This is a genomic window from Aliarcobacter skirrowii CCUG 10374 (assembly GCF_003544835.1).
Lineage (GTDB): Bacteria > Campylobacterota > Campylobacteria > Campylobacterales > Arcobacteraceae > Aliarcobacter > Aliarcobacter skirrowii.
This window is the reverse complement of the sequence record NZ_CP032099.1, coordinates 26,545-50,315: the sequence shown is the minus strand read 5'-3', so window position 1 is coordinate 50,315 and position 23,771 is coordinate 26,545. Positions and strand designations below refer to the sequence as shown.

The window sequence follows — 23,771 nt, the reverse complement described above, 5'->3', positions numbered from 1 at the left end:
TTTAGAAGCTCACGCTACTTTTTACAGAGTGAACTTTATCATCAGCTGTTTTAAATCTGATATTATATTGCCAAGTTCCATCCATACAGAAATTAATTATAAAACTATAAATGCCATTTTCAAATTTTCCTTCACCTTCATGCTCCATATATGGCATTCCTGGCATCTCTGGCATAAAAAACTTAGCTTTTATTTTTGCATCATTTACTTCTTTTCCATCTTTTGTAATTTTTACAAAAAACTCATTACTTCCGGCACTTAAATCTCTTTTGCTTGTAAGTTCAAGATTGTATCCATCAACATTTAAACTCTCTTTTAGTGAGTTTGCATTTAACACCGTAGCCATTAGAAACATAACTACAAAAGCTTTTAATACTTTTTTCATTTTCATTAATCCTTTATTTTGATTTATGAAAATTTACCAAAAGCTTTGTGTAGTTTGTGTGTAGATTTATATTTTTAGAGTTTTAAAGTAAAAGTTGAGCCTATATTTTCAGAAGATTGAACATCTATTTTGATATTGTAAGTTTTGCAAATCATATTTACAATATTAAGTCCTAAACCAAAGCCTCCACTTTGATTTGTTGCTCTATAATATCTGTTGAAAATATCTTTTATTTTATCTTTTGATATTCCAATACCACTATCTTTTATTATTAACTCGCTATTTTGCAGGATAATATCTATATTTCCATCAGTTTTATTATATTTTATAGCATTTGAGAATAGATTATTAAAAAGTCTTATAAAATCATCTTTATTTATCTCATAAAAGAACTCTTCTATATTAAGGTTGATTTTTAATCTTTTTCTAGCAATCATTGGCTCAAAATTTATAATCTCTTCTTTAATAACTTTTGATAAATCTATTTTATTTAAACTTTTTTTTTCAATATTTCCTAAAAATATATACGTCAAATCTTTATAAATCTCACTAACTCTTTTTGCACTAAATTTTATTCTATCTATTTGCTTTTTAGTCAAATTATCATCTTCACAAGACATAATTATTGCACTTATTGGAGTATTTAACTCATGAGTAGTATCTTTTATAAAGTTATTTAATCTTTCTCTCTCATTTTTTATTGGTTTTAGAAATAGTTTTGCTAAAGACCAGCTAACAATAGCAATTATTGTATAAAATATTAAAAAAATAAGAAAAATATTTAATTTTAAATTTGATATTTTCTCTTTTAAGCTATTGTCTTTTAAAGCTATATACCAAATTCCTAAATGTCCTACAGTTGAACTATCAACAATAATTAATTTCTCTTCATCATTATAAAAATTTTGTTCAAAATTTAACTTTTCGTTTAAATTTCCAAATAATAAATTTTTATCTTTATCATAAAAAGAGATTTTATAATCTTGATTATTCAAATATATATTTTTATCAAATTCAACATCCAACATATGTGACATTATTATTTTATTTGAAACTTTAGATACTATATTTTGCATATTTGATTTTACTAAATCCAAATAAAGTGTTTTCTCATTTTGATAATAGAAAAATAGAGCAATTAACATTAATATAAAAGAGGATCCTAAATAAAGAGCTAAAAAGCTAAAAAAACTTTTTTTTTCACTAGAAGTTAAATCTATATCCAACTCCTCTTATATTTAATATTTTATCTTCTCCCAATATTTTTCGCAGATTTTTTATATAAGTTCTAATTGTAGAGCTTTCTACACTATCTTCATATGACCAAATATTATTTATAATCTCTTCAATACTGATAGTTTTTTTTGGATTATTTAATAAATATGCAAGAATTTCAGACTCTTTTTTTGATATTACAAAACTTTTTTTATTTAAATTTATCTCCAAATTTTGTAAATCTAAATAACTATTTTCATCGATTTTTATAATTTTTATATCTATATTAAAAAGCCTTTTTATATTATTTATTCTAATATCAAGCTCTTTTAGCTCAAAAGGTTTTCTAATATAGTCATCACATCCACTATCAAACCCTTTTTGCATATCTTCGACCATATTTAAAGATGTTATAAATATTGTTGGAGTTAAAATATTATTATCTCTTAGCTCTTTTAATAGTTCAAAACCATTTAAATCTGGCACATTTACATCTAATAAAAGTAAATCAAAAGTTTGTGAATATAGCTCTTTTACAGCTTCATTTGAAGAAAAAGTTGTAGTGATTTGATGTTCTTGTTTTATTAAGTGTTCTTCAAGAATTTCATTTAAGATTAAATCATCTTCTAAAAGTAATATTTTCATATTTTTGTAAAGATGGGGCATAGCCCCATTAAAAAAGTAGGATTAGAAGCTTCTTCTTGGTCTACTATCTCTTGGCTTATCCTCTCTAGGTTTTGCCTCATTAACTCTTAGAGTTCTTCCTTCTGCTTCTTTACCATTTAATGCTTCAATAGCAGCATTACCAGCAGCAGAATCTTCCATTTCAACAAATGCAAAACCTTTCGATCTTCCTGTCTCTTTATCCATAATAATTTTTGCACTTTTAACTGCACCAAACTTAGCAAATGTTGCTTCTAAATCTTTATCGTTCATTCTGTACGATAAATTACCTACGTAAATGTTCATATTTTTAATCCTTTGAAAAAGTTAGTTATTATGCCTTAATATTTTTTCTAAATCAAGAGTTTTTAAAATTTTTTTCCAAAGCTTTTAAAATTCTTATTTTCACCTCTTCAAAGCCTAAAACAAAAATTATATCATATACAGAAGGTGCTTGTGTAGTACCTGTCAAAGCCAATCTTATTGGTTGAAAAATTTGTGGAAATTTAAGACTTTTTTCTTCTATAAAAGGTTTTGTAATTGCTTCTAATTTTTCAACACTATCAAAAGAGTTTAGATTTTTTTCTAAAAGTTCTAAATACTCTTTTAAAACTTCACTTGTATCATCTTTGATAAATTTTTTAACTCCAGCCTCTTCATATAAAGTAGGCTCATCTTTAATATCTAAAATTGATTTTTTTAGTTCCAATAGTGTGTTTGCTCTTTGTTTTGCAAGGTTTAAAATCTCATCTTTTTTAGAATAATTAGTTAAATCTAAATCAAAAAATTTCAACTCTTCAACTAATCTATCATTTGAAACAGTTTTTATATACTCACTATTTAACCATAAAAGTTTTTCAGCATTATATGCTGATGCTGATTTATTTATATTTTTTGGATCAAATAGTTCTAGCATCTCTTTCATGCTAAATATCTCTTGATCTTTATTTGACCAACCAAGTCTTACTAAGAAGTTTAATAAAGCTTCTGGTAAATATCCTAGTCTTTTATACTCCATAACATCCATAGCACCATCTCTTTTTGAGAGCTTTTTACCTTCTGGATTATTTATCATAGGTACATGATAAAAGTTTGGATGTTTTACACCTAAAGCATTATAAATAACAATCTGTTTTGGAGTATTTGATAGATGATCATCGCCTCTAATTACATCTGTCATCTCCATTAACATATCATCAATAGTTACAACAAAGTTATATGTAGGCATTCCATTTGATCTTGCAATTACAAAGTCATCAACAAACGAGGCATCAAACTTCATATCACCTTTTACACCATCAACAAATCTAATCTCTCCTGTTTTTGGAGCTTTGATTCTAATAACTGGCTCAATTCCCTCTGGAATTTGTGGTAAAACTTTTCCATCTTCAGGTCTCCATGTCTCATCATATCTTGGAGTTTGTTTTGCAGCTTCTTGTTTTGCTCTTAAGCTATCAAGTTCTTCTTTGCTCATATAACATTTATAAGCATTTCCATTTTCAAGTAGTCTGTTTATATACTCTTTATAAATCTCTGTTCTTTTTGATTGATACTCAACCTCTCCATCATAAGATAAACCAACCCAATTAAAAGCTTCTATAATAGCACCCAATGCCTCTTCACTATTTCTTGCTAAATCTGTATCTTCAATTCTAAGTCTAAAAGTTCCACCATTTTTTCTTGCCCATAAATAACTATATAAAGCTGTTCTTAATCCACCAATATGTAAATATCCTGTTGGACTTGGTGCAAATCTTGTAACTGTCATATTAATTCTCCTCATCTTTTTCATTTTTTTTATTATGTATATAAAATCCAATTCCACTTGAAACTACTACTACTATTATAAAAATTAATAAACCTATCTCAAGAATTGCCATTTTCATCCTTTTTAATATCTTTCTCTCTTAATTGTCCACAAGCTGCACTTATGTCTAAACCTTTTGACTCTCTAATTGTACAAATAACACCTTTGCTATTTAAAAAATCTTTAAATCTCATCATATCAGTTTCAAGAGGTCTTTGATATGAAGTTCCAGCATATGGATTAAAATATATTAGATTTACTTTTGCTTGAATTCCATCTAGTAGTTTTACAAGTTTTTTTGCAGCATCTAAACTATCATTTTTATCTTTTATAACCAAATATTCAAACATAACTTTTTTTCTTGTATCAACTGGAAACTCTTTTACAGCTTCAATAATAGATGCAATATTATAAGCTTTATTCATAGGAATAAGCTCACTTCTTAACTCATCATCAACAGCATGAAGTGAAATAGCAAGTTGTATTTGTAAATCTTTTTCACCTAATTTTTTAATCTTGCTTGCAATTCCTGAAGTTGAAACCGTTTGTCTTCTTCTACTTATTGCTAAACCATCAAGTTCTGAGAAAATCTCAACAGCTTTTACAAAGTTATCAAAATTATCAAGAGGTTCACCCATTCCCATATAAACAATATTTAAAGCCTTGTTTTCAGCTATTTCATTATCTCTTTTTATATGAACAATTTGAGCTATATACTCTCCAACTGTAAGATTTCGCACAAATCCACCACGTGCCGTTAAACAAAAACTACATCCAACTTTACATCCAACTTGACTAGAGATACAAACTGTATATTTTTCACTTCTTACAATTTGTCCATCTTCATCAATTTTTTTATCTTTCATCAAGAGTAAAACTGCTTCAATTGTATGATTATCTCTTAATTTAAAAAGATATTTTATGCTTCCATCACTACTTTGCTCTTTTTTTATAACTTTTAAAATATCAATTGGATAGTTTGTTTTTAAATCTTCAATCAACTCTTTAGGAAGATTTTTCATATCTTCATAAGAGTTTGCATATTTTTTATAAAGCCAATTATAAACCTGTTTTGCTCTAAATGATGGCTTTAATATCTCTTTTAATTCATCTAGTGTGTAGTCATATATTGATGACTCATCAAATTTTGCCACTATTTTGCCTCTTTTATTATATTTTTATCTTCTAAATATTTTACTAATCTGTTCATTGCTTCTTTATGATTTTTTATAAAATCACTATGTGCATTCTCATTTGTATAGTTTGTAACAACAAAAATACCAAAAGCTGGTATTTCAAACTCTTTTGCAACACTTAATACAGAAAAAAACTCCATATTTTCAAGTTCGACATTGTATTGTAAAAAATCTTTTGATAAAATTTGATTTGTACTTATATAGTTTGAACTATTTACAATAACTTCACTATTTGTCAAAGCTGTATCAATTCTAACTGCATTATCTATTGGTGTATATGCAAAATTTTGCAAAAAGCTTAACTCTATGTTTGAAGAGTTTTTTGACTCTACAATATCAAAAATATTGTGATTTCCATAACTTCCAGCACTTCCAATAAATAAAATAAACTCAGGTCTATTAAATAGACAAATTTTTGTTAAGTTCATTGCGCTTTCAACCAAACCAACTCCAATTGCTTTTGTAAAAGGAAAGCTCTCTTGTTTTCCTGCACTAACTATCATTTACAATCCAAAATATAATTTGTATTAATTTTAATATTTTGTTCACTTCTTATTGGTGAGATATCCATATTTTCACTATTTGTTGAAAATGCTACAGCTTTTACTCTAGAAAAATTATAATTACCATCTTCATTAATTATTACACTTTTTATTTCACATTTTTTTGAGCTCTTTTTAGATATCTCTTTTGCATAATCTTCAATCCAAAGTATAGATTCTAATCTTAAGTTATCAATAATTTTATTTTGTAATTTTTCACTAACATCCCAAGATAAATTAGATATATTTATTTTTATATCACTCTTTTTTTGACTATCTTTAAATGCCAATAAATCGGATAAAAAACTATTTATTATAGATGATTCTTTTGATTCTACTACAAAATTTATAGTTGCTATAAAACCTTTGAAATATGGCTTATTCTCTATGTACTCATATTTTGGTGTCAAATTATAATTTGTATTTTTTAATGTAATATTTTTTGTATTCTTTAAGAAATAATTAAATTTCTCTATCTCTTTATTTGCACTGTTCTCATTTTCTTTTGTAACACTTATATTTACTGTTGATGATAATATATCAGGCTTTAAACTCTTTGAAAAACTATTATTAAAGTTTAATTCATAAGAGAGAGCAAAAATAGGCAAAAGAAGTAGAAGCTTTGATACTCTTTTCATCTATAACCTAACATTTACATTATTCTCTTTTAGATATTTTTTTAACTCCATAATATCAACCTCTTTAAAGTGAAAAATTGAAGCAGCCAATGCAGCATCAGCACCAGCTTCAAAAGCATCTTTAAAATGTCTCATATTTCCAGCTCCACCACTTGCAATTACTGGAATATTTACAATTTTTGAAATCTCTTTTGTAATTTCTAAATCAAAACCACTCTTAACTCCATCTGTATCCATAGAAGTTAATAAAATCTCTCCAGCACCTCTACTTTCTACCTCTTTTGCCCAAGAAATTGCATCAAGTCCTGTATCTTCTCTTCCACCTTTTACAAAAACATGGTATGAACCATCTGATACTTTTTTAACATCAATTGCCACAACAATACATTGGCTTCCAAATCTTTTAGCTCCATCATCTATTAAGTTTGGAGTTTTAACAGCACTTGAATTTATAGAGATTTTGTCACAACCAACATTTAAAAGTGCATAAATATCATCTAAATTTCGTATTCCTCCACCAACAGTTAGTGGAATAAATACCTCACGTGCAACATTTTTAACAATATCTACAATAGTTCCTCTATTTTCAACACTTGCACTAATATCTAAAAATGTTAACTCATCAGCGCCTTCATCGTTGTATCTTTTTGCAATTTCAACAGGATCTCCTGCATCTTTTAATCCTACAAAGTTTACACCTTTAACTACTCTTCCATTATTTACATCCAAACATGGGATTATTCTTTTTGTTAGATTATTCAAGTAAAATTCCTTAAAAATTAGTAATAAATATTACCTAAATGTAAGTTAAAAAAAGATATACTCCCAACTTGATGGAAAAAGTAAAAGCAAAAAAAGAGTTTGGTCAAAACTTCTTAAAAGATAGTACCGTTTTAGATAAAATCATCCAATCGATGCCCCATAACAATAATCATATTGTAGAAATTGGGCCTGGCTTAGGTGATTTAACTAAGAACTTAGTTAAATACAAAGATGTGACAGCTTATGAGGTTGATACCGATTTAATCGGTATCTTAAAGTCGAAATTTGCAAAAGAGATAGAGAGTAATAGATTCACCCTTAAACATATAGATGTTTTAAGAGCTTGGGACGAGCTGAAATCTTTACATGATGGTAAATATGATTTAATAGCAAACTTACCATACTATATCGCAACAAATATTATATTAAGAGCTTTTGAAGATGAACTTTGCGAACACATTATTGTAATGGTTCAAAAAGAGGTAGCAGAGAAATTTACTGCAAAAGTAAATGATAAAGAGTTCTCATCTTTAGGGATAATTACTGAACTTATCTCTAAAGATTCAAGAATTCTTTTTGATGTTCCACGTGAAGCATTTGACCCAATGCCTAAGGTTACATCTTCAATTCTTTATATAAAAAAAGATTTAACTAAAAAGATTGATAAGGATTTAAATAGATTTCTAAAAGTTTGTTTTGTGCAACCAAGAAAAAAACTATCAAAAAATCTAAACTCAATCTTAGATAAATCTCAAATTGAGACTCTATTTGAAGAGTTATCAATAAACGACAATATACGACCTCATGAACTTTCATCATCTTTGTATAGCCAAATGCATACAAAGGTAAAAGAATGGAAGAGATAAAAAAAGAAGAAAATAGCGCTACACAACAAGAAACTTCTTCAGTTGAAGTTAAAAAAAGAGAGTTTAAACCAAGAGCTCCTAGACATCAAAATAACAAAGAAAATCAAGAAAACAGTGGTTCAATTGAACAAAATGGTGATAAAAAACCTCATTTCAAAAAGAAAAGACCAAATAATAAACCTAGATTTATTAATAAAGATATGCCAACAAGTGGTGATGGATGGACAAATGATCTTAAAAAATCTTATCTTATAAATGAAAAAATCCACAAAGATAGATTAAATCCTCACTATAAGCTCAATTTAAACACAAATGCCAAACTTAGAATTACTCCACTTGGTGGATTAAATGAAATTGGTGGAAATATGATGGTTGTAGAGACTGAGAATGAAGCAATCGTTGTAGATGTTGGTATGAGTTTCCCTGATGGTGAGATGCATGGAGTTGATATTTTAATTCCAGATTTCTCATATCTTAGAGAGATAAAAGATAAAATTGTTGCAGTAATTATTACTCATGGTCATGAAGATCATATTGGAGCTATGCCATATCTATTTAAAGAGATGCAGTTTCCTATTTATGGATCTGCACTTCCTTTGGAGATGATTGGTTCAAAATTTGATGAGCATAAAATGAGAGAGCATAGATCACTATTTAGAGCTATTTCAAAAAGAGTTCCTATTAAAATTGGAAATGATTTTGAGATTGAGTGGATGCATATTACTCACTCTATTATTGATTCATCTGCAATTGCAATTAAAACAGCCGCTGGAACTATGATTCACACAGGTGATTTTAAAATAGATCACACACCATATGATGGATTTCCAACAGATATTCACAGACTTGCTCACTATGGAGAAGAGGGGGTTTTAGTTTTAACATCTGATTCAACAAACTCTCATACTCCAGGGTTTACAAAAACAGAGAAAGCTGTTTCTCCTACTTTTGAAAGAATTTTTTCAACAGCAAAAGGAAGAGTTATTATGAGTACATTCTCTTCAAATATTCACAGAGTTGCTCAAGCTATTGAAAAAGCTTTAAAATATGGTAGAAAAATCTGTGTTATTGGTAGATCTATGGAAAAAAATTTAGATATTGCTATGAGCTTAGGATATGTAAAATTCCCTAAAGATCAATTTATTGAAGCACATGAAGTTGGTAAATATAATGATAATGAAGTAATGATAGTGACAACAGGAAGTCAAGGTGAATCAATGAGTGCTCTATATAGAATGGCAATTCATGAACACAGACATATAAAAATAAAACCTGAAGATCAAATAATATTATCTGCAAAAGCAATTCCTGGAAATGAGGGAAGTGTATCTGAGATAATAAATCATCTACTAAAAGCTGGAGCAAATGTTGCATATCAAGATCATACTGATATTCATGTTTCTGGACATGCTGCTCAAGAGGAACAAAAGCTTATGCTAAGACTTGTTAAGCCTAAGTTCTTCTTACCAGTTCATGGAGAGTATAATCATGCTTTAAAACACGCACAAACAGGAATTGATTGTGGAATTTTAGAGAGAAATGTATATATTATGAGTGATGGTGAACAAGTTGAAGTAACTCCAAAATATCTTAAAAAAGTAAGAGCTGTAAAAAGTGGTAAAGTTTATATTGATAATCAACTAAATCATAAAATATCTGATGATGTCGTAATAGATAGACAAACAATGGCAAAAGAGGGTATTGTTATGATTGTTGCCCAAATAAATGAAAATGATAGAACAGTTGCTGGTAAACCAAAAGTTGCATCATTTGGACTTCTTTCAGATAGTAAACAAGATAGAAATTTTGAAAAAGAGATTGAAGATATTTTAGCTGTATTCTTAGCCAATGCAAAACCAGGAATCTTTAAAAATAGTAGAATTTTAGAAGATGAACTGAGAAAAGTTGTTAGAAAACATTGTGTAAGAAAATACAAAAAATACCCAATGATTGTTCCTACTATATTTGTTCAATAAGGAAATAAAATGAACTATAAAGAGATAGTAAAAGATGTTTTACTAACTGAAGCTAAAGAGTTAGAGTTAGCTTCAAACTCTATTTTTTTTGAGATAGAAGAGATTGTTGAATTAATTGTAAAGTCTAAAGGTAAATTAATTGTAACTGGCGTTGGAAAATCTGGTCTAGTTGGTGCAAAAATTGCTGCAACACTTGCAAGTACAGGAACTAGCTCATTTTTCTTACATCCAACAGAGGCTATGCATGGAGATTTAGGAATGATAGGAAAAGAGGATATTGTTCTTGGAATCTCTTATAGCGGGGAGAGTGAAGAGCTAATTCAAATCTTACCTCATTTAAAAAGATTTAATATTCCACTAATTGCTATGGCAAAAAATCCTAACTCAACTTTAGCTAAATATGCAGACTATTTTATAAATATAGCTGTTACAAAAGAGGCTTGTCCTCTTGATACTGCTCCAACTTCATCAACTACTTTAACTATGGCTATGGGTGATGCTCTTGCTGTATGCCTTATGAAAAGAAGAGATTTCAAAAAAGAGGATTTTGCCTCTTTTCATCCAGGTGGAAGTCTTGGAAAAAAACTTTTTGTGAAAGTAAATGACCTTTTAAGAAAAGATAATTTACCTATAGTTTCACGTGAAACTATTTTAAAAGATGCAATTATTACAATGAGTGAAGGAAGATTGGGTTCAGTAATTATTGTTGATAAAGATGAAAAAGTTGTTGGATTATTAAGTGATGGGGATTTAAGAAGAGCACTTATGAAGTCTGACTTCTCTATAGATTGCACAGTTGAAACTATTGCAACAATGAATCCTAAAACTTTTGAAGATGAAAATCTTTTGGCAAGTGATGCTTTACAAATTATTGAAAACTATAAAATTCAACAATTAATTATCACAGATAAAAATAAGAAACTTCTAGGAGTTTTACATATCCACGATTTATTAGAGGCTGGTATAAAATGAAAAAAGAGTTAGATAAAAAAGAGCCTTATGAAATTATGAGATTAAATAAGTTTATATCTCATAATAGTGGCTATTCAAGAAGAGAAGCCGATACTCTTATTGCTGAAGGTAAAGTTAGAGTAAACAATAAAGTTGTAAGCGATTTAGCTACAAAAGTAAAAACAACAGATAAAGTTGAAATTGGTAAAAAAATAATCAAAGAAGATAAAAATAGAATGTACACTGTAATCGTTTACAATAAACCAAAAGGTGAAATTGTAAGCAAAAGTGATCCTCAAGGAAGAAGAACTATTTATGATAGCTTAGAGAGCAAATATAAGCACTTTATGAGCGTAGGGCGACTTGACTATGCTAGTGAAGGACTTTTGCTTTTAAGTGACAGTGTAGAGGTTGTAAATACACTAATGCACTCAAATTTAGAGAGAGTCTATAAGATTAAAGTAAATGGTTTTATAACTCCTAAAGTTGAACAAGCTATGCAAAGTGGAATTACAATTGAGGATGCAACAAAAGGTGCATATAAAAATACAAAGATAAAATCTATGCAGTTTTCACCATTTTTAGCTTATGATATACAAACAAATACAGAGAAAACTTCTAAAATAAAAGTTGTAATAAATGAGGGTAAAAATAGAGAATTAAGAAGATTTTTTGCACATTTTGGACTAACTGTTATGGATCTTAAAAGATTAGAGTATGGAGGAGTTAGCCTCAATAACCTTCCTAGTGGAAAATCAAGATTTTTGACAAAAGAGGAGTATAAAAATCTTAGAATTTTCCTAAATGAAGAGAATAATGACTGATTTGTCAAATAGATACAGACCAACAAATCTTGAGAATTTTGTTGGTCAATCCCATATAATTGGTAAAGATAAAGCACTTTATCAACTTATTAAAAACAAAGATATTCCACATCTATTTTTTTATGGAAAACCTGGAACTGGAAAAACTACATTAGCTAAAATCATTGCAAAAGAAGTTGGAACAGATTACTACTACTTTAATGCAACAACATTTAAAATTGAAGATTTAAGAAAGGTATTTGAAAGATATAAAAATAGTTTTATTAAGCCTTTAATATTTATTGATGAAGTTCATAGATTATCAAAAAATCAACAAGAAGTTCTTCTTCCAATAATGGAAAACTATAATGCAACTATAATTGGAGCAAGTACAGAGAATCCTTTTTTTACTTTAACATCTGCAATTCGTTCAAGATCATTTTTATATGAGTTTTTACCATTTACTTATGATGAGATGGAAAATATTTTAAAGAGTGTTTTAAAAGATATTGATATTAATTTATCAAGTGAAGTTAAAGATTACTTGATATATTCAAGCTCTGGAGATGCCAGAGCTATGCTTACTCTATTAAACTTTGCATATAAAGTAAATCAAAATATTTCAATAGATACTTTAAAACAATTAAGAGCAAATGTAATAGGAGATGGTGTAAGTTCTAGTAGTTCTCACTATGATTTAGCAAGTGCAATGATTAAATCTTTAAGAGGTTCAAATATTGATGCTGCATTATATTATATGGCAAGATTAATTGATGGTGGAGAGAGTGTTGATTTTATAACTAGAAGATTTGTAATTTTTGCAAGTGAAGATATAGGAAATGCAAATCCAAATGCTTTAAATCTTGCAACAAGTACAATGCTAGCTTGCAATAAAATAGGCTATCCAGAATCTAGAATTATTTTAGCTCAATGTGCAATATACCTAGCCTCTAGCCCTAAATCAAATAGTGCGTATAAAGCTGTAAATAAAGCACTTGAACTGATTAAAAATGGTAAAATATTAGATATTCCAAAACATTTAGATTCACAACATATTGGATACCTATATCCACATGATTTTGGTGGTTATGTAGAGCAAGAGTATTTAAAAGAGGATTTGAAACTTTATGAAAATCTAAATATTGCTTATGAAAAAACTCTAAATGAGTGGATATCAAAGATAAAAAATATAGCGAAATAGGAGAAGATTATGGAGTATTACAGTTGGATATTAAGTTTGCATATAATAGCAGTTTTATCATGGATGGCAATGCTATTCTATCTTCCAAGACTTTTTGTTTATCATGTTGAAAATATTGATAAAAAAGAGTTTGTTGAAGTTGTAAAAATTCAAGAGTTTAAAATATATAAATATATTGGTCATCCAGCAATGTGGGTAACAATATTTAGTGGAGTAGCAATGATAACTTTGAATAAAGCACTCCTTTCTCAAGATTGGTTTATTGCAAAGATATTTATGCTTATTTTACTTGTAGCTTACTCTTTATCTTTAGAGTATTATAGAAAGGCTTTATATGAAGATAGATGCAGTAAAAGTGGTAAATTTTTTAGAATGTACAATGAAATGCCCACAATGTTAGCTATTTTAATAGTTACTTATGTAATTACTAAAAACTTCTCAATACTTTTTTCATTTATAATTATTGCACTATTTGCGTTTATCTCTTATATGATTTTAAAACCTAAAAAGGTTAAATCATGAAATTTGAAAAATACTACCTTTTGGATACAAATATCCTTTTAGAAGATGCTACAAATATCTTTAAACTTAGTGATGAATCAAAGAATTTAATTATCTTAACAGAGACTGTTTTAGATGAGATTGATAGCAAAAAGAGTGGTTTTGATGAGATTAACTTTCAAGCTAGAGAGTTTGCAAGAATACTTGAAAATTCAAATATTATTGAATCAATAAAATATCAAGATAAAAAAATAGTAAGATTAAAGATAAAAAACAGATATGAAACCATCATAGATATAGTTTCAAAAGATGAATATAGAGTATCTAGCAAAAATGTATCAAGTAATATTTTAAATGATAGAAAGATACTTGAATTAGCTGTTGAGATAAAAGATTACTACAAAACAGAAGTTATTTTTATATCAATGGATATTATGGCAAGAACAAGAGCTGTAAGTTTGGATTTAAAAACTGATGCACTTCATGGTAAAGACAATATAGAGTTTAATCAAAATTTTATTAAAGAAATTGATATAAACTTCGAAGATTTGGAGTTTATAAACAATCAAAATATATCAAAATTTGATAAAGAGTATAAATCAAGTGATTACTCATATTGCTTTAAAGTTAAAAATTCAGATCAAATAGTTTTAGCCTCTATTCAAAATAAAAAAATAGTTATTTTAGATGAAGAAGAGATTAGAAATCAAACAATAACACCTCTTAATAAAGAGCAACTATTTTTTTCAAATGCAATTATGACTCACTTTTTCAATGTTTTAATTGTTGAAGCAAAAGCAGGGAGTGGAAAAACTCTTCTAGCTTTAAGTGGAGCATTGAAACTAGTACGCCAAAAACATTTTCAAAAAATTATATATATAAGAAACTCAATTGAATCTTTAGATAAAGGTGAGGATGTTGGATATTTACCAGGCCTTGAAGAGAAATTTAGAATATATAATCACCCTTTAATGGATAGTTTAGATTATATAATTAGAAGTGAGCACAAAAAAAGAAGAAATAAAAAATCTGATACTGCTTACACACCTCTTGAAGATAGTGAAGTAACAGCAAGAATTGAGCAGATGATTTCAAACTACGGTATTGAGACTATGTGGGTTGGAGAGATGAGAGGAAGAACTTTATCAAATAGTTTTATAATTATTGATGAAGCTCAAAATATGTCCAATAAAACAATGCAAATGGTTCTGTCAAGGGTTGATAACTCTTGCAAAGTTGTAATTTTGGGTTCAAATAAACAAATAGATAATTTCTATGTAAACAGATATACAAACTCATTAACAACTCTTTTAAAATCTACTAAAAATGAGAATAATTTTGTAAATATTTTTGCAATAAAACTTGAAAAGGTATTAAGAGGTCCAATTACAGAGTGGGCCGAATCAATTTTTTAATAAACTATTTTAAAACCTAAACTTAAAATATTGTGTTATAATACATAATATTTTTTGTAAAGGAATACAAAATGTCTTTAATCCAGTACACTTCAGATGAAATGTTCTCAGCAACTGATTTAGTTAGAAAAAATAAATATATTTTTGACAAAATACAATCAAAAGAGATTCAAAAAGCTATAATTTTGAGAGATGGTAAACCATCTGCAATAATATTTGATTTTACAGAGTATGAAAAAATCATGAAAGAGTATTTAAGTTTAAAATCAAATACAACTGGAAAAACTTCTGATAAAATAGAGAAAATAAACAAAATTGGTGATAATGAAATTTCACAAGATGATTTTCAAATTGCTTTAAAAGAGATTGAGAAGTTATCAGCTAATAGTGAATCAAAATTTGATAATGAATTAGTTGAAACAAATCAAAAATTGAATGATTTTTGGGAAAAATAGTAGATGTTTCACGGGAAACATTTACTATTTATAGATAGACTCTCTTATACCACAAAGAGAATATAAATATTGAATACAAATGTTGTTTAAATTTATTTGAACTTGCTAGATTAAATATATGTTTTAGATAATCATCATTAAATAAATCTGTCTTTTTATTAACTTCTAAAATAACTTCTAAAATATAAATTCCAAATTCATCTTGAAGCCACTCATTAAATGGAGAATTAAAACCTTTTTTTGTTCTATTTATAATTTCAACTGGAATATGATTTTGAGCAATTTTCTTAAGCAAATATTTATTTGTATCTCCCATTTTCAGACTACTATCTATACTAAAAACATATTTTAATATATCATTATCCAAAAAAGGTGTGTGTAATTGCAAATTATTTGCTTTTGTAACTCTATAAGTTTTTGTTAAAACTGCATTTGAAACCCAAATTTTTAAATCTGTATAGCTCATATTATCTATAAAATCCTGTTTTGATGTTTCACCTTTAAATGTTGGAACTTTTTTAAATAACTTTCTTTTTTGAATATCATTGAAAACTTCACCAAATGAGTTATAAATAGTCTCTTTTTTTACAACTCTTCTTAAATATTCACTCTCTTTTGTGTTGTTTTGTAGTGCACCTATTATCTCATCTAAAAAATCAAACTGATTTTTAGTCAAAGATTTTTGAAAATTATAGTATCTTAAAAATTTTGAATAGTTATCGTAACCAAAAAATAGCTCATCAGCTCCTTCTCCAGATAAGATATCAGTAGCACCAAACTCTTTAATACTCTTTAATAAGATATTTAAAGGAGTTGATGCACTATCAGCGTGAGGTTCATCAAAATTATCAAGTGAACTATAGAAATTATCAATATAAGTTTTTTTATCTAAAATAACTTCATGATGATTTGAATTTATAAAATTTGAAGTAATTTTGGCATATGGAAGTTCACAATAGTTTTTAAACTCACTATAACCAATTGAGAATGTATCTATTTTTCTTCCAGAAATCTTAGTATAAATTGATGCAATCAAAGAGCTATCAACTCCTCCACTTAAAAGTGAGCAAGGAGAGTTTTTAAGACGCTTTTCAATACTTGAATATAAAAGCTCTTCTAAACTCTTTAAAGCTGTATTTTCATCATTTATGGTTTTATATGTGTTGATTTTATAATATCTTTTTTTGATTAGCTCTTTATTTAATTCATATACAATATAGGTACTATCTTCTAGTTTATAAATATCTTGATAAAAAGTATCCTCGCCAAAAGTAGAAAAATATTGAATATATTTACTTAAAGCAACTTTATTCATTTTTGGTATATTTGATAAACTATTTAATATATCTCTTATTTGAGTTGAAAAATAGAATTTATCCTCTTTTATATAGTAGTATAAAGGAATATTACCAAATCTATCTCTAGCACAAAAATATCTATTATCTCGCTTATCATAAATACAAAAAGCAAAAATTCCATCAAGTTTTGTTAAAAAATCATATTTATACTTTAAATAAAAATCTTCTAACAATAAAAGATTATCACTTAAATTAAAAGAGTTTTTATTATATATTTCACCTTCAAAATATATAGTTAATAGTTCTGTATCTAATTTTTTCATATAAAATACTCAATAATCTCTATATAAAAATGTAAAATTCCTACAAAAATAGCAGATGAAACTAAAATTGTGGCTGCAACTTCACTTGGCTTAGTATTATAAACAACAGAAAAATTTACATTATTTACTGCTAGAGGCATCATTAGCTCCATAATTAAAATTGATGCTATCATAGAATTTAAATTTGTAAATCCTACAATAACTACAATACCTACAACTGGAAGTAGAATATGTTTTGCAAAACTTATTTGTAGGGATAATCTCCAAGGAATTGTTTTAACCTTCACACTATACAAATATGTTCCAAAAATGATTAATTGAAGAGTTAAAGATGTATAAGCTCCCATTTCTAAAGCAAAATCAAACTCCTTTGGAATTTTAAACTCAAAATAGTTAAAGGCTAAAGCAAAAATTGCAAACCAGATAACTGGAATTTTAAAGATAGATTTAACTGAATCTTTAAAATTAAACTTATCTCGTGCAAAAAAATAGATAGATATTGTGTACATAAAAAATATATTTGCAATATTGATTATACTTGTATAAGGAACTGATTCAACACCAAATAAAGCAATTCCTAGAGGAATTCCTAAGTTTCCTGTATTTCCTATTAATGCTGTTGCTAAAAATATATTTTCATCTGTTTTTGAAGAGAAGAGAAATTTTGAATACATAAGCATAAAACTAAGAGATATTAACATTGATAAAAGAAAAAATAGTGGAGACAATACAAACTCATAATTAATTGGCTCTTTTGTTAATCCCCAAAAAATCATAATTGGCTGAAGAAAATATAAAGATAGTAGAACTAATGATTTTTCATCTATTTGAGTTTGTAGTCTTTTCTTTGCAAAAAAACCTAATAAAATAAAAAAATATATTGGAAGAACCGAAAAAATAGCTTCTATTTTAAAATCCTAAAAAAATATAGTATAAGTAGAAAATCTACTTATACTGCAACTATACCTTTAATCATATAGTAAATTCCTGCAGCTAAAAGAGCTGAAGTTGGAACCGTAATAAGCCAAGCAGCAATAATTCTTTTTACTGCATCTCTTTTAACATATTTTGCACCTTTAGCTTTTTTGAAATCTTTTTTCTCTTGCTTAACTTGTGCTTCAATATCATCGATTTTTTTGAAAAGGTCAACAATTTTAATATAAGTGTTTTTAGTTTTGTCTTTTACAGCCTCTAATTTTGCAAGTTCTTGTTGAGATCTTTCTAAATCTTTTTTATGTTTTTTAAACTTCTCTCTGATATCTTGAAGAAATTTTTTCTCAGTAATATCTAAAGCCTCTCTTAAAAAACCAACTCCAAATACACCACCAATTGCAATATGAGTTGAAGATACAGGAAGTCCTAATTGACTAGCAAAAATAACTGTAACTGCTGTTGCCATAGCAACAGAGAAAGCTCTCATTTGATCAAGTTCAGTTATCTCACTACCAACAGTTTTAATAAGTCTTGGACCATAAAGTAAAAGACCAATTACAATACCAATTGCTCCAACAAAAAGTATCCAAAATGGAACTGAAGCTTTAACTCCTGTTCCACCTGACATTATTGCATCATTAATAGCAGCAAGTGGACCAATAGCATTTGAAACATCATTTGCACCATGTGCAAAAGATAATAAAGCAGCACCAAAGATTAATGGAATAGTAAATAAAGCATTTATACTTGCTCTATCATTCGTTAGATTTTTAGATGCTTGTGAGACATATTTTTTCATTAAAAAATAAGAGACTACAGCAAATAATATACCAATAAATGAAGCTCCCCAAAAACCTATGTTTATTAGCTGTTTTAAACCCTTTAAAATTAAATAAGTTGTAAATGCCCATGTCATAATAGCAATCAAATATGGAACAAACTTATTAGCTTGCTCCAACATATTCTCTTTAAAAATAATCTGTTTTTTTATGAAAAATAGAAATGCTGCGGCTACAATTCCACCTAAAATTGGAGATATTACCCATGAAGATGCAATCTCTGCTAAACTACCCCAATCTAATATAGCAAATCCAGCACTAGCAATTCCAGCTCCCATAACTCCACCAACAATTGAGTGAGTTGTAGAAACAGGTGCTCCAATAGATGTGGCAAAGTTTAACCAAATAGCAGCTGCTAAAAGACCAGCTGTCATAGCCCAAATAAATGAGTCTTTACTTGTTATTAAATCTGGATTTATAATACCACTTTTAATAGTATTAACAACATCTCCTCCAGCAATAATTGCACCAGCACTTTCAAAAATAGCTGCAATTATAATTGCACCTGTTAAAGTTAAAGCTTTAGCTCCAACTGCTGGTCCAACATTGTTTGCAACATCGTTTGCACCAATATTTAAAGCCATGTAAGCGCCAAAAATTGCACCAATAATTAAGAAAGTATTATCAGGAACTGTACCGTGAGAAGAGTATGTCCAAAGAAAAACTGCTAGTAAAAATAGCAAAGAGAGAGTTAATTTAGCAAAACTTGAAAGAGACTTTTCGGTGGCACTTTCAATGGTCTTTATAGTTTTAATATCCATAAAATTTCCTTGTAATCAAATTGTAATAATAAGGGATTATATAATAAATACCCTTATTAAAATATTTTATGGGAAACTCTTTTTAATCGGCTCTTCTACTTCTAGGAGATCTATTTGATCCTGATCTCTCTTTAGAACCACTTGAGCTTCTTTGTCTTGATCTTGAAGCTCCAGCACCTCTACTATTTCTATTTCCTTGACCTCTGCCTCTATGTCCTCTTCTATCATCATTTCTATCTGTAACTTTTGATAACATTTCAGTTAATCTTTTTAAATCAACTTCATTTTTACCAATATTGTTGTTACCTTTTACATAAGTTTTTGATGCAATAATTGAAGCTAATTTAAATGCAATTGTTGAAACATCAAACTCTTCTTTTAAACTTTCAACTAATTCAATTGCATAATCTTTTATCTCTTGAGTAATAATAGATTTTTTTAAATCATCTATTTTTTTCTCTTTTACTGTACTAATATTTGGTACAACTTTTGATTCAAGCTTAGTTCCAATAGTATGTTCAATTCTTTGAAGAGTTTTAAACTCATGTGGAGTTACAATAGATATTGCAACTCCTTCTTTACCTGCTCGTCCAGTTCTTCCAATTCTATGAACATAAGACTCACCATCAAATGGTAAATGATAATTAAATACATGTGTTACATCATTAACATCTAATCCACGTGCTGCAACATCTGTAGCAATTAGAATTTCAAGTTTAGAAGTTTTAAATGCTTTAATTGCCTCTTCTCTTTGTTTTTGCTCCATATCTCCATGAAGAGATTTAGCCATAAAACCTTGAGAGATTAAAAATGTAGATAATCTATCAACATCTTTTTTTGTTCTACAAAATATAATAGATTTTTTTGGATTTTTATAATCAAAAAGTCTTATTAGTGCATCATCTCTTTCTCTCTCATCTACAACATAAAAAGTTTGCGTAATATTTTTATTTGTAACATCTGATTTCGTAATTGTTACAAACTCTGGCTCTTTTAAAATTGTTTTTGCAAGATTTCTTATTGCTACTGGCATTGTTGCAGAGAAAAGTAGAGTTTGTCTCTCACTTGGTAAAAATGTAAATATCTCTTTGATATCATCTAAAAATCCCATATCAAGCATCTCATCAGCTTCATCCAAAATTACAAATTTTGGTTGAATTTTTATTTGTCCACTTCTTAGTAAATCCAAAAATCTTCCTGGAGTTGCTACAATAATACTTGCTGTTTCAATTAATTTTAATTGTCTTGAATATGATTGTCCACCATAAACAGTTGCAGTATTAATTCCTAAAAGTTTTCCAAATTTAAATAACTCATCTGAGACTTGCATTGCAAGTTCTCTTGTTGGAACTATAACAACTGCTTCAGCATTTTTACCTGTTAATTGGTTTAAAACTGGCAATCCAAATGCTGCAGTTTTACCTGTTCCTGTATGAGCTTGTCCAACAATATCTTTACCTGCTAAAATATGTGGTATTGCATCAACTTGTATTGGGCTTGGTTCTTTAAAACCAGCTTCGTCTATTGCTTTTTGTAATTTTTCTTTAAAATTAAAATCTTGAAAAGTCACTTTTTATCCTTAAGTATATATTTTAAATATACACTCTTATATTAAAAAACCTTCCTATAATGGATAATCAAATATAAAAATTATGTAAGTTATTAGTATAAAATTACTAAATCTTAAAAAAAGATAGGCATATAAATGTGTATAAATTGGCGGATTTTATCTAAGTTTATATTAAGTTTTGCTTTAAGAGAGAAAATCTCTCTTAAATTTTTAGATACTATCTAAACCTTTATAATCTTCAAGGTATTTTGTATCGTAGTTATTATTTATGAAATCTTTGTTAAGCATCATTTTTTGATGGAATGGAATATTTGTTTTAATTCCAGTAACTTCAAACTCATTTAAAGCTCTTTTCATAATATTAATAGCTTTTTCTCTATCTCTTCCCCAAACAATAAGTTTTCCTATCATTGAGTCATAATATGGAGGAACAATATAGTTTGCATAGATATGTGAATCAACTCTTACATTTCTTCCACCAGGAACCATCCATTGAGTTATTTTTCCAGGACATGGTAAGAATGTATTTGGATCTTCGGCTGTAATTCTACACTCAATTGCATGACCTCTAAATTTAATACTATCTTGAGAAGGTAGCTCTTCTCCTTGTGCAACTTTTATCATCCACTCAACAATATCTATTCCAGAAACCATCTCTGAAACTGGATGCTCAACTTGAAGTCTTGTATTCATCTCCATAAAATAGATATTTTGTTTATCATCTGCTAAAAACTCAAAAGTTCCAGCACCTTCATATTTTAAATATTTAGTTGCTTTTACAGCAACTTCGTGAAGTTTTGCTCTAGTTTCATCATTTAACAAAATTGCAGGTGACTCTTCTATTACTTTTTGATGTCTTCTTTGTAAAGAGCAATCTCTCTCACCAACATGAATTGCATTTCCGTGAGAATCACCTAAAACTTGAACTTCAATATGTCTTGGATTGTTTATAAATCTCTCTAAATACATTGTTCCATCACCAAAAGCTGCTAATGCTTCACTAGAAGCCGCTAAATATTGGTGATCAAAGTCTTTTTCCTCTTTAATAAGTCTCATACCTCTTCCACCACCACCAGCAGCAGCTTTAGCCATAATTGGATACCCAATCTCTCTTGCAATCTTTTTACCCTCTTCTAAAGTTCTAACAGCACCTTTACTTCCAGGTACAACAGGAACTCCAGCTCTTACCATCTCTTCTTTAGCTTTTGATTTATCAGCCATTTTTTCCATAACTTCAGAAGATGGACCAATAAATTTAATATTGTGAAGTTTACAAATCTCAACAAAATCTTGATTCTCAGATAAAAATCCATATCCAGGGAAAATTGCATCACAACCTGTCATCTCAGCTGCAGTTATGATTGCTGGAATATTTAAGTAAGATTCACTTGATTTTGCTCCACCAATACAAACAGCTTCATCAGCATGCTTTAAATAAGAGGCATTTTTATCACCAGCACTATATATTGCAACAGATTTTTTCCCCATCTCTCTGATTGTTCTAATAGCTCTTTGAACAATCTCTCCTCTATTTGCAATTAATATTTTTTTAATTTCTGCCATTTTAAGCTCTTATATTTTTTCTACAACAAAAATTGGCATATCGTACTCTACAGGTGATCCATTTTGTACTAATATATCTATAATTTTGCAGTCAAATTCAGCTTCAACCTCATTCATAATTTTCATTGCTTCAAGAATACATAAAGTTTGACCTTTTCTAACTATATCACCAATTGCACAAAATTGTGGAGCATCTGGAGATGGAGCAGAGTAATAAGTTCCAACCATTGGAGCGTTTATTGTAATTCCATTTGAATTAGCATTGCTATCATCTTTTGCTATTTCAGGTGCAACAGAAGATGTTGTAACAGAAGAAGTAGGTGCAATAGAAGCAACAGGTGCAGATACCATTGGAGTTGTAGCTACAGTTGTAACTCCTCCTTCAAAACCTCTTTGCATAGAGATTTCAAAATCTGCCTCTTTTATTCTTAACTTATTAAGTTCGCTTTTGTCAAAAACTCTAATTAGTTCTTTGATATCTTTAAAATCCATTTGATCCCTTTTTTTCAAAAATTTCTCAAATAATATCAAAATATTTCTAATTTTAATTCTTTTATTATAAAAAATAAGCTTTTTTTAAGAAAAATAGCTAAAATACCAAAAAAATTTAGGATAAAAGATGATAAGTGATAAAAATTTCATAAATATTGCAAAAGAGATTGCAAAGGCTTCAAAATGTGTATCAAAACAAGTTGGAGCTGTTATTGTAAAAGATGGAAGAATTTTATCAACTGGCTACAATGGAACGCCAGCTGGATATCAAAATTGTTGTAATTATTGGAATGACGAATATACAAAAGATCATCACGAATGGTCTAAGACTTATGAAATTCATGCTGAAATGAATGCAATTATTTGGGCTGCAAGAAAAGGAATAGCAATAGAAGGAGCAACAATATATGTAACACTTGAGCCTTGTAGTGAATGCTCTAAAAATATTATTGCTTGTGGTATTCAAAGAATTGTTTATGAAAAATCTTATGAACACACAAATTCAGATATAGTTTCAAAATTTTTAGAAGACAATGGGGTAAAAATAGAGCAAATTTCCTAAAACTTAAGAGTGTTTTGATAAAATAATATCTTTATTTAAAAAGGAAAATTCTCA

General features: G+C 28.1%; 23 protein-coding genes and 1 pseudogene. 9 read left to right on the top strand and 15 right to left on the bottom strand.

The window, feature by feature from the left end:
- Nucleotide 1 precedes the first annotated feature (1 nt).
- From ASKIR_RS00250 to hisF, 9 genes are all read right to left on the bottom strand, one after another.
- Nucleotides 2–385, bottom strand: a complete 384-nt coding sequence (locus ASKIR_RS00250) for a FixH family protein (protein ID WP_066352107.1) — start codon at nucleotides 383–385, stop codon at nucleotides 2–4.
- A gap of 74 nt (nucleotides 386–459) precedes the next feature.
- Nucleotides 460–1,611, bottom strand: a complete 1,152-nt coding sequence (locus ASKIR_RS00245; protein ID WP_128994495.1) for a sensor histidine kinase — start codon at nucleotides 1,609–1,611, stop codon at nucleotides 460–462.
- Nucleotides 1,589–2,245, bottom strand: coding sequence for a response regulator transcription factor (locus ASKIR_RS00240; RefSeq protein ID WP_066352109.1), 657 nt, complete (start codon nucleotides 2,243–2,245; stop codon nucleotides 1,589–1,591). Before ASKIR_RS00240 ends, ASKIR_RS00245 begins: the two co-directional genes overlap by 23 nt.
- Before the next feature lie 42 nt (nucleotides 2,246–2,287).
- Nucleotides 2,288–2,569: an RNA recognition motif domain-containing protein gene (locus tag ASKIR_RS00235; protein WP_066160714.1), complete on the bottom strand. Its 282-nt coding sequence runs from the start codon at nucleotides 2,567–2,569 to the stop codon at nucleotides 2,288–2,290.
- A 52-nt stretch (nucleotides 2,570–2,621) separates the two neighbouring features.
- A complete protein-coding gene (gltX, locus tag ASKIR_RS00230; RefSeq protein WP_066352110.1) occupies nucleotides 2,622–4,031 on the bottom strand; it encodes a glutamate--tRNA ligase in 1,410 nt (469 codons plus the stop codon).
- 98 nt (nucleotides 4,032–4,129) lie between these two features.
- Nucleotides 4,130–5,224: a dual-specificity RNA methyltransferase RlmN gene (gene rlmN / locus ASKIR_RS00225; protein WP_066352111.1), complete on the bottom strand. Its 1,095-nt coding sequence runs from the start codon at nucleotides 5,222–5,224 to the stop codon at nucleotides 4,130–4,132.
- The gene (locus ASKIR_RS00220; protein WP_066352112.1) at nucleotides 5,224–5,769 is read right to left on the bottom strand and encodes a phosphorylase family protein; all 546 of its coding nucleotides are present in this window, start codon (nucleotides 5,767–5,769) and stop codon (nucleotides 5,224–5,226) included. The genes rlmN and ASKIR_RS00220 overlap by 1 nt, the downstream gene beginning before the upstream one ends.
- Entirely contained in the window at nucleotides 5,766–6,446 is a 681-nt protein-coding gene (locus tag ASKIR_RS00215) for an SIMPL domain-containing protein (RefSeq protein WP_066352115.1), read from the bottom strand. Before ASKIR_RS00215 ends, ASKIR_RS00220 begins: the two co-directional genes overlap by 4 nt.
- On the bottom strand, nucleotides 6,447–7,208 hold the full coding sequence (gene hisF / locus ASKIR_RS00210) for an imidazole glycerol phosphate synthase subunit HisF (protein ID WP_066352117.1): 762 nt from the start codon (nucleotides 7,206–7,208) through the stop codon (nucleotides 6,447–6,449). It abuts the gene before it with no gap.
- Between the two features lie 71 nt (nucleotides 7,209–7,279).
- Between hisF and rsmA the strand changes: the two are divergent.
- The 8 genes and pseudogenes from rsmA to ASKIR_RS00170 all read left to right on the top strand — a co-directional run bounded on the left by rsmA (nucleotide 7,280) and on the right by ASKIR_RS00170 (nucleotide 15,376).
- Nucleotides 7,280–8,090 (top strand): annotated as a pseudogene (gene rsmA, locus ASKIR_RS00205) (16S rRNA (adenine(1518)-N(6)/adenine(1519)-N(6))-dimethyltransferase RsmA).
- Nucleotides 8,062–10,050, top strand: coding sequence for a ribonuclease J (locus tag ASKIR_RS00200; protein ID WP_082946399.1), 1,989 nt, complete (start codon nucleotides 8,062–8,064; stop codon nucleotides 10,048–10,050). The pseudogene rsmA and the gene ASKIR_RS00200 overlap by 29 nt, the downstream one beginning before the upstream one ends.
- Nucleotides 10,051–10,059: 9 nt before the next feature.
- Complete coding sequence (locus tag ASKIR_RS00195) at nucleotides 10,060–11,022, top strand: KpsF/GutQ family sugar-phosphate isomerase (RefSeq protein WP_066160693.1); 963 nt, start codon at nucleotides 10,060–10,062, stop codon at nucleotides 11,020–11,022.
- 35 nt (nucleotides 11,023–11,057) lie between these two features.
- Nucleotides 11,058–11,825, top strand: a complete 768-nt coding sequence (locus ASKIR_RS00190) for a pseudouridine synthase (RefSeq protein WP_066352306.1) — start codon at nucleotides 11,058–11,060, stop codon at nucleotides 11,823–11,825.
- The gene (locus ASKIR_RS00185) at nucleotides 11,818–13,005 is read left to right on the top strand and encodes a replication-associated recombination protein A (protein ID WP_066352121.1); all 1,188 of its coding nucleotides are present in this window, start codon (nucleotides 11,818–11,820) and stop codon (nucleotides 13,003–13,005) included. The genes ASKIR_RS00190 and ASKIR_RS00185 overlap by 8 nt, the downstream gene beginning before the upstream one ends.
- 9 nt (nucleotides 13,006–13,014) lie before the next feature.
- Entirely contained in the window at nucleotides 13,015–13,527 is a 513-nt protein-coding gene (locus ASKIR_RS00180; protein ID WP_066352123.1) for a CopD family protein, read from the top strand.
- A complete protein-coding gene (locus ASKIR_RS00175) occupies nucleotides 13,524–14,921 on the top strand; it encodes a PhoH family protein (protein ID WP_066352126.1) in 1,398 nt (465 codons plus the stop codon). Before ASKIR_RS00180 ends, ASKIR_RS00175 begins: the two co-directional genes overlap by 4 nt.
- 71 nt (nucleotides 14,922–14,992) lie before the next feature.
- Nucleotides 14,993–15,376: a hypothetical protein gene (locus ASKIR_RS00170; RefSeq protein ID WP_066160683.1), complete on the top strand. Its 384-nt coding sequence runs from the start codon at nucleotides 14,993–14,995 to the stop codon at nucleotides 15,374–15,376.
- 28 nt (nucleotides 15,377–15,404) lie between these two features.
- Here ASKIR_RS00170 and ASKIR_RS00165 read toward each other — a convergent pair whose 3' ends face one another.
- From ASKIR_RS00165 to accB, 6 genes are all read right to left on the bottom strand, one after another.
- Nucleotides 15,405–16,997 carry an asparagine synthetase B family protein gene (locus ASKIR_RS00165; protein ID WP_115588050.1) on the bottom strand — a complete coding sequence of 531 codons (1,593 nt, stop codon included), beginning with the start codon at nucleotides 16,995–16,997 and terminating at the stop codon, nucleotides 15,405–15,407.
- Nucleotides 16,994–17,896 carry an AEC family transporter gene (locus ASKIR_RS00160; RefSeq protein ID WP_228137754.1) on the bottom strand — a complete coding sequence of 301 codons (903 nt, stop codon included), beginning with the start codon at nucleotides 17,894–17,896 and terminating at the stop codon, nucleotides 16,994–16,996. Before ASKIR_RS00160 ends, ASKIR_RS00165 begins: the two co-directional genes overlap by 4 nt.
- Before the next feature lie 50 nt (nucleotides 17,897–17,946).
- Nucleotides 17,947–19,530, bottom strand: a complete 1,584-nt coding sequence (locus ASKIR_RS00155) for an inorganic phosphate transporter (RefSeq protein WP_115588051.1) — start codon at nucleotides 19,528–19,530, stop codon at nucleotides 17,947–17,949.
- 82 nt (nucleotides 19,531–19,612) lie between these two features.
- The gene (locus ASKIR_RS00150; protein ID WP_066352130.1) at nucleotides 19,613–21,100 is read right to left on the bottom strand and encodes a DEAD/DEAH box helicase; all 1,488 of its coding nucleotides are present in this window, start codon (nucleotides 21,098–21,100) and stop codon (nucleotides 19,613–19,615) included.
- A gap of 210 nt (nucleotides 21,101–21,310) precedes the next feature.
- Nucleotides 21,311–22,663 carry an acetyl-CoA carboxylase biotin carboxylase subunit gene (locus ASKIR_RS00145; RefSeq protein WP_066160668.1) on the bottom strand — a complete coding sequence of 451 codons (1,353 nt, stop codon included), beginning with the start codon at nucleotides 22,661–22,663 and terminating at the stop codon, nucleotides 21,311–21,313.
- Between the two features lie 9 nt (nucleotides 22,664–22,672).
- Nucleotides 22,673–23,155, bottom strand: coding sequence for an acetyl-CoA carboxylase biotin carboxyl carrier protein (accB, locus tag ASKIR_RS00140; protein ID WP_066160665.1), 483 nt, complete (start codon nucleotides 23,153–23,155; stop codon nucleotides 22,673–22,675).
- A gap of 127 nt (nucleotides 23,156–23,282) precedes the next feature.
- Between accB and ASKIR_RS00135 the strand changes: the two genes are divergently transcribed.
- Nucleotides 23,283–23,717 carry a deoxycytidylate deaminase gene (locus ASKIR_RS00135; protein ID WP_066160663.1) on the top strand — a complete coding sequence of 145 codons (435 nt, stop codon included), beginning with the start codon at nucleotides 23,283–23,285 and terminating at the stop codon, nucleotides 23,715–23,717.
- Nucleotides 23,718–23,771: the final 54 nt, after the last annotated feature.

Bases quoted from the DNA above. Each gene is read 5' to 3' on its own strand.
- ASKIR_RS00190 (WP_066352306.1), top strand. From the start codon at position 11,058: ATGAGATTAAATAAGTTTATATCTCATAATAGTGGCTATTCAAGAAGA.
- ASKIR_RS00170 (WP_066160683.1), top strand. From the start codon at position 14,993: ATGTCTTTAATCCAGTACACTTCAGATGAAATGTTCTCAGCAACTGAT.
- ASKIR_RS00235 (WP_066160714.1), bottom strand. From the start codon at position 2,569: ATGAACATTTACGTAGGTAATTTATCGTACAGAATGAACGATAAAGAT.
- ASKIR_RS00175 (WP_066352126.1), top strand. From the start codon at position 13,524: ATGAAATTTGAAAAATACTACCTTTTGGATACAAATATCCTTTTAGAA.
- ASKIR_RS00195 (WP_066160693.1), top strand. From the start codon at position 10,060: ATGAACTATAAAGAGATAGTAAAAGATGTTTTACTAACTGAAGCTAAA.
- ASKIR_RS00165 (WP_115588050.1), bottom strand. From the start codon at position 16,997: ATGAAAAAATTAGATACAGAACTATTAACTATATATTTTGAAGGTGAA.
- ASKIR_RS00200 (WP_082946399.1), top strand. From the start codon at position 8,062: ATGGAAGAGATAAAAAAAGAAGAAAATAGCGCTACACAACAAGAAACT.
- ASKIR_RS00155 (WP_115588051.1), bottom strand. From the start codon at position 19,530: ATGGATATTAAAACTATAAAGACCATTGAAAGTGCCACCGAAAAGTCT.
- ASKIR_RS00250 (WP_066352107.1), bottom strand. From the start codon at position 385: ATGAAAAAAGTATTAAAAGCTTTTGTAGTTATGTTTCTAATGGCTACG.
- ASKIR_RS00145 (WP_066160668.1), bottom strand. From the start codon at position 22,663: ATGGCAGAAATTAAAAAAATATTAATTGCAAATAGAGGAGAGATTGTT.
- ASKIR_RS00215 (WP_066352115.1), bottom strand. From the start codon at position 6,446: ATGAAAAGAGTATCAAAGCTTCTACTTCTTTTGCCTATTTTTGCTCTC.
- gltX (WP_066352110.1), bottom strand. From the start codon at position 4,031: ATGACAGTTACAAGATTTGCACCAAGTCCAACAGGATATTTACATATT.
- ASKIR_RS00180 (WP_066352123.1), top strand. From the start codon at position 13,015: ATGGAGTATTACAGTTGGATATTAAGTTTGCATATAATAGCAGTTTTA.
- ASKIR_RS00240 (WP_066352109.1), bottom strand. From the start codon at position 2,245: ATGAAAATATTACTTTTAGAAGATGATTTAATCTTAAATGAAATTCTT.
- accB (WP_066160665.1), bottom strand. From the start codon at position 23,155: ATGGATTTTAAAGATATCAAAGAACTAATTAGAGTTTTTGACAAAAGC.
- ASKIR_RS00220 (WP_066352112.1), bottom strand. From the start codon at position 5,769: ATGATAGTTAGTGCAGGAAAACAAGAGAGCTTTCCTTTTACAAAAGCA.
- ASKIR_RS00135 (WP_066160663.1), top strand. From the start codon at position 23,283: ATGATAAGTGATAAAAATTTCATAAATATTGCAAAAGAGATTGCAAAG.
- ASKIR_RS00185 (WP_066352121.1), top strand. From the start codon at position 11,818: ATGACTGATTTGTCAAATAGATACAGACCAACAAATCTTGAGAATTTT.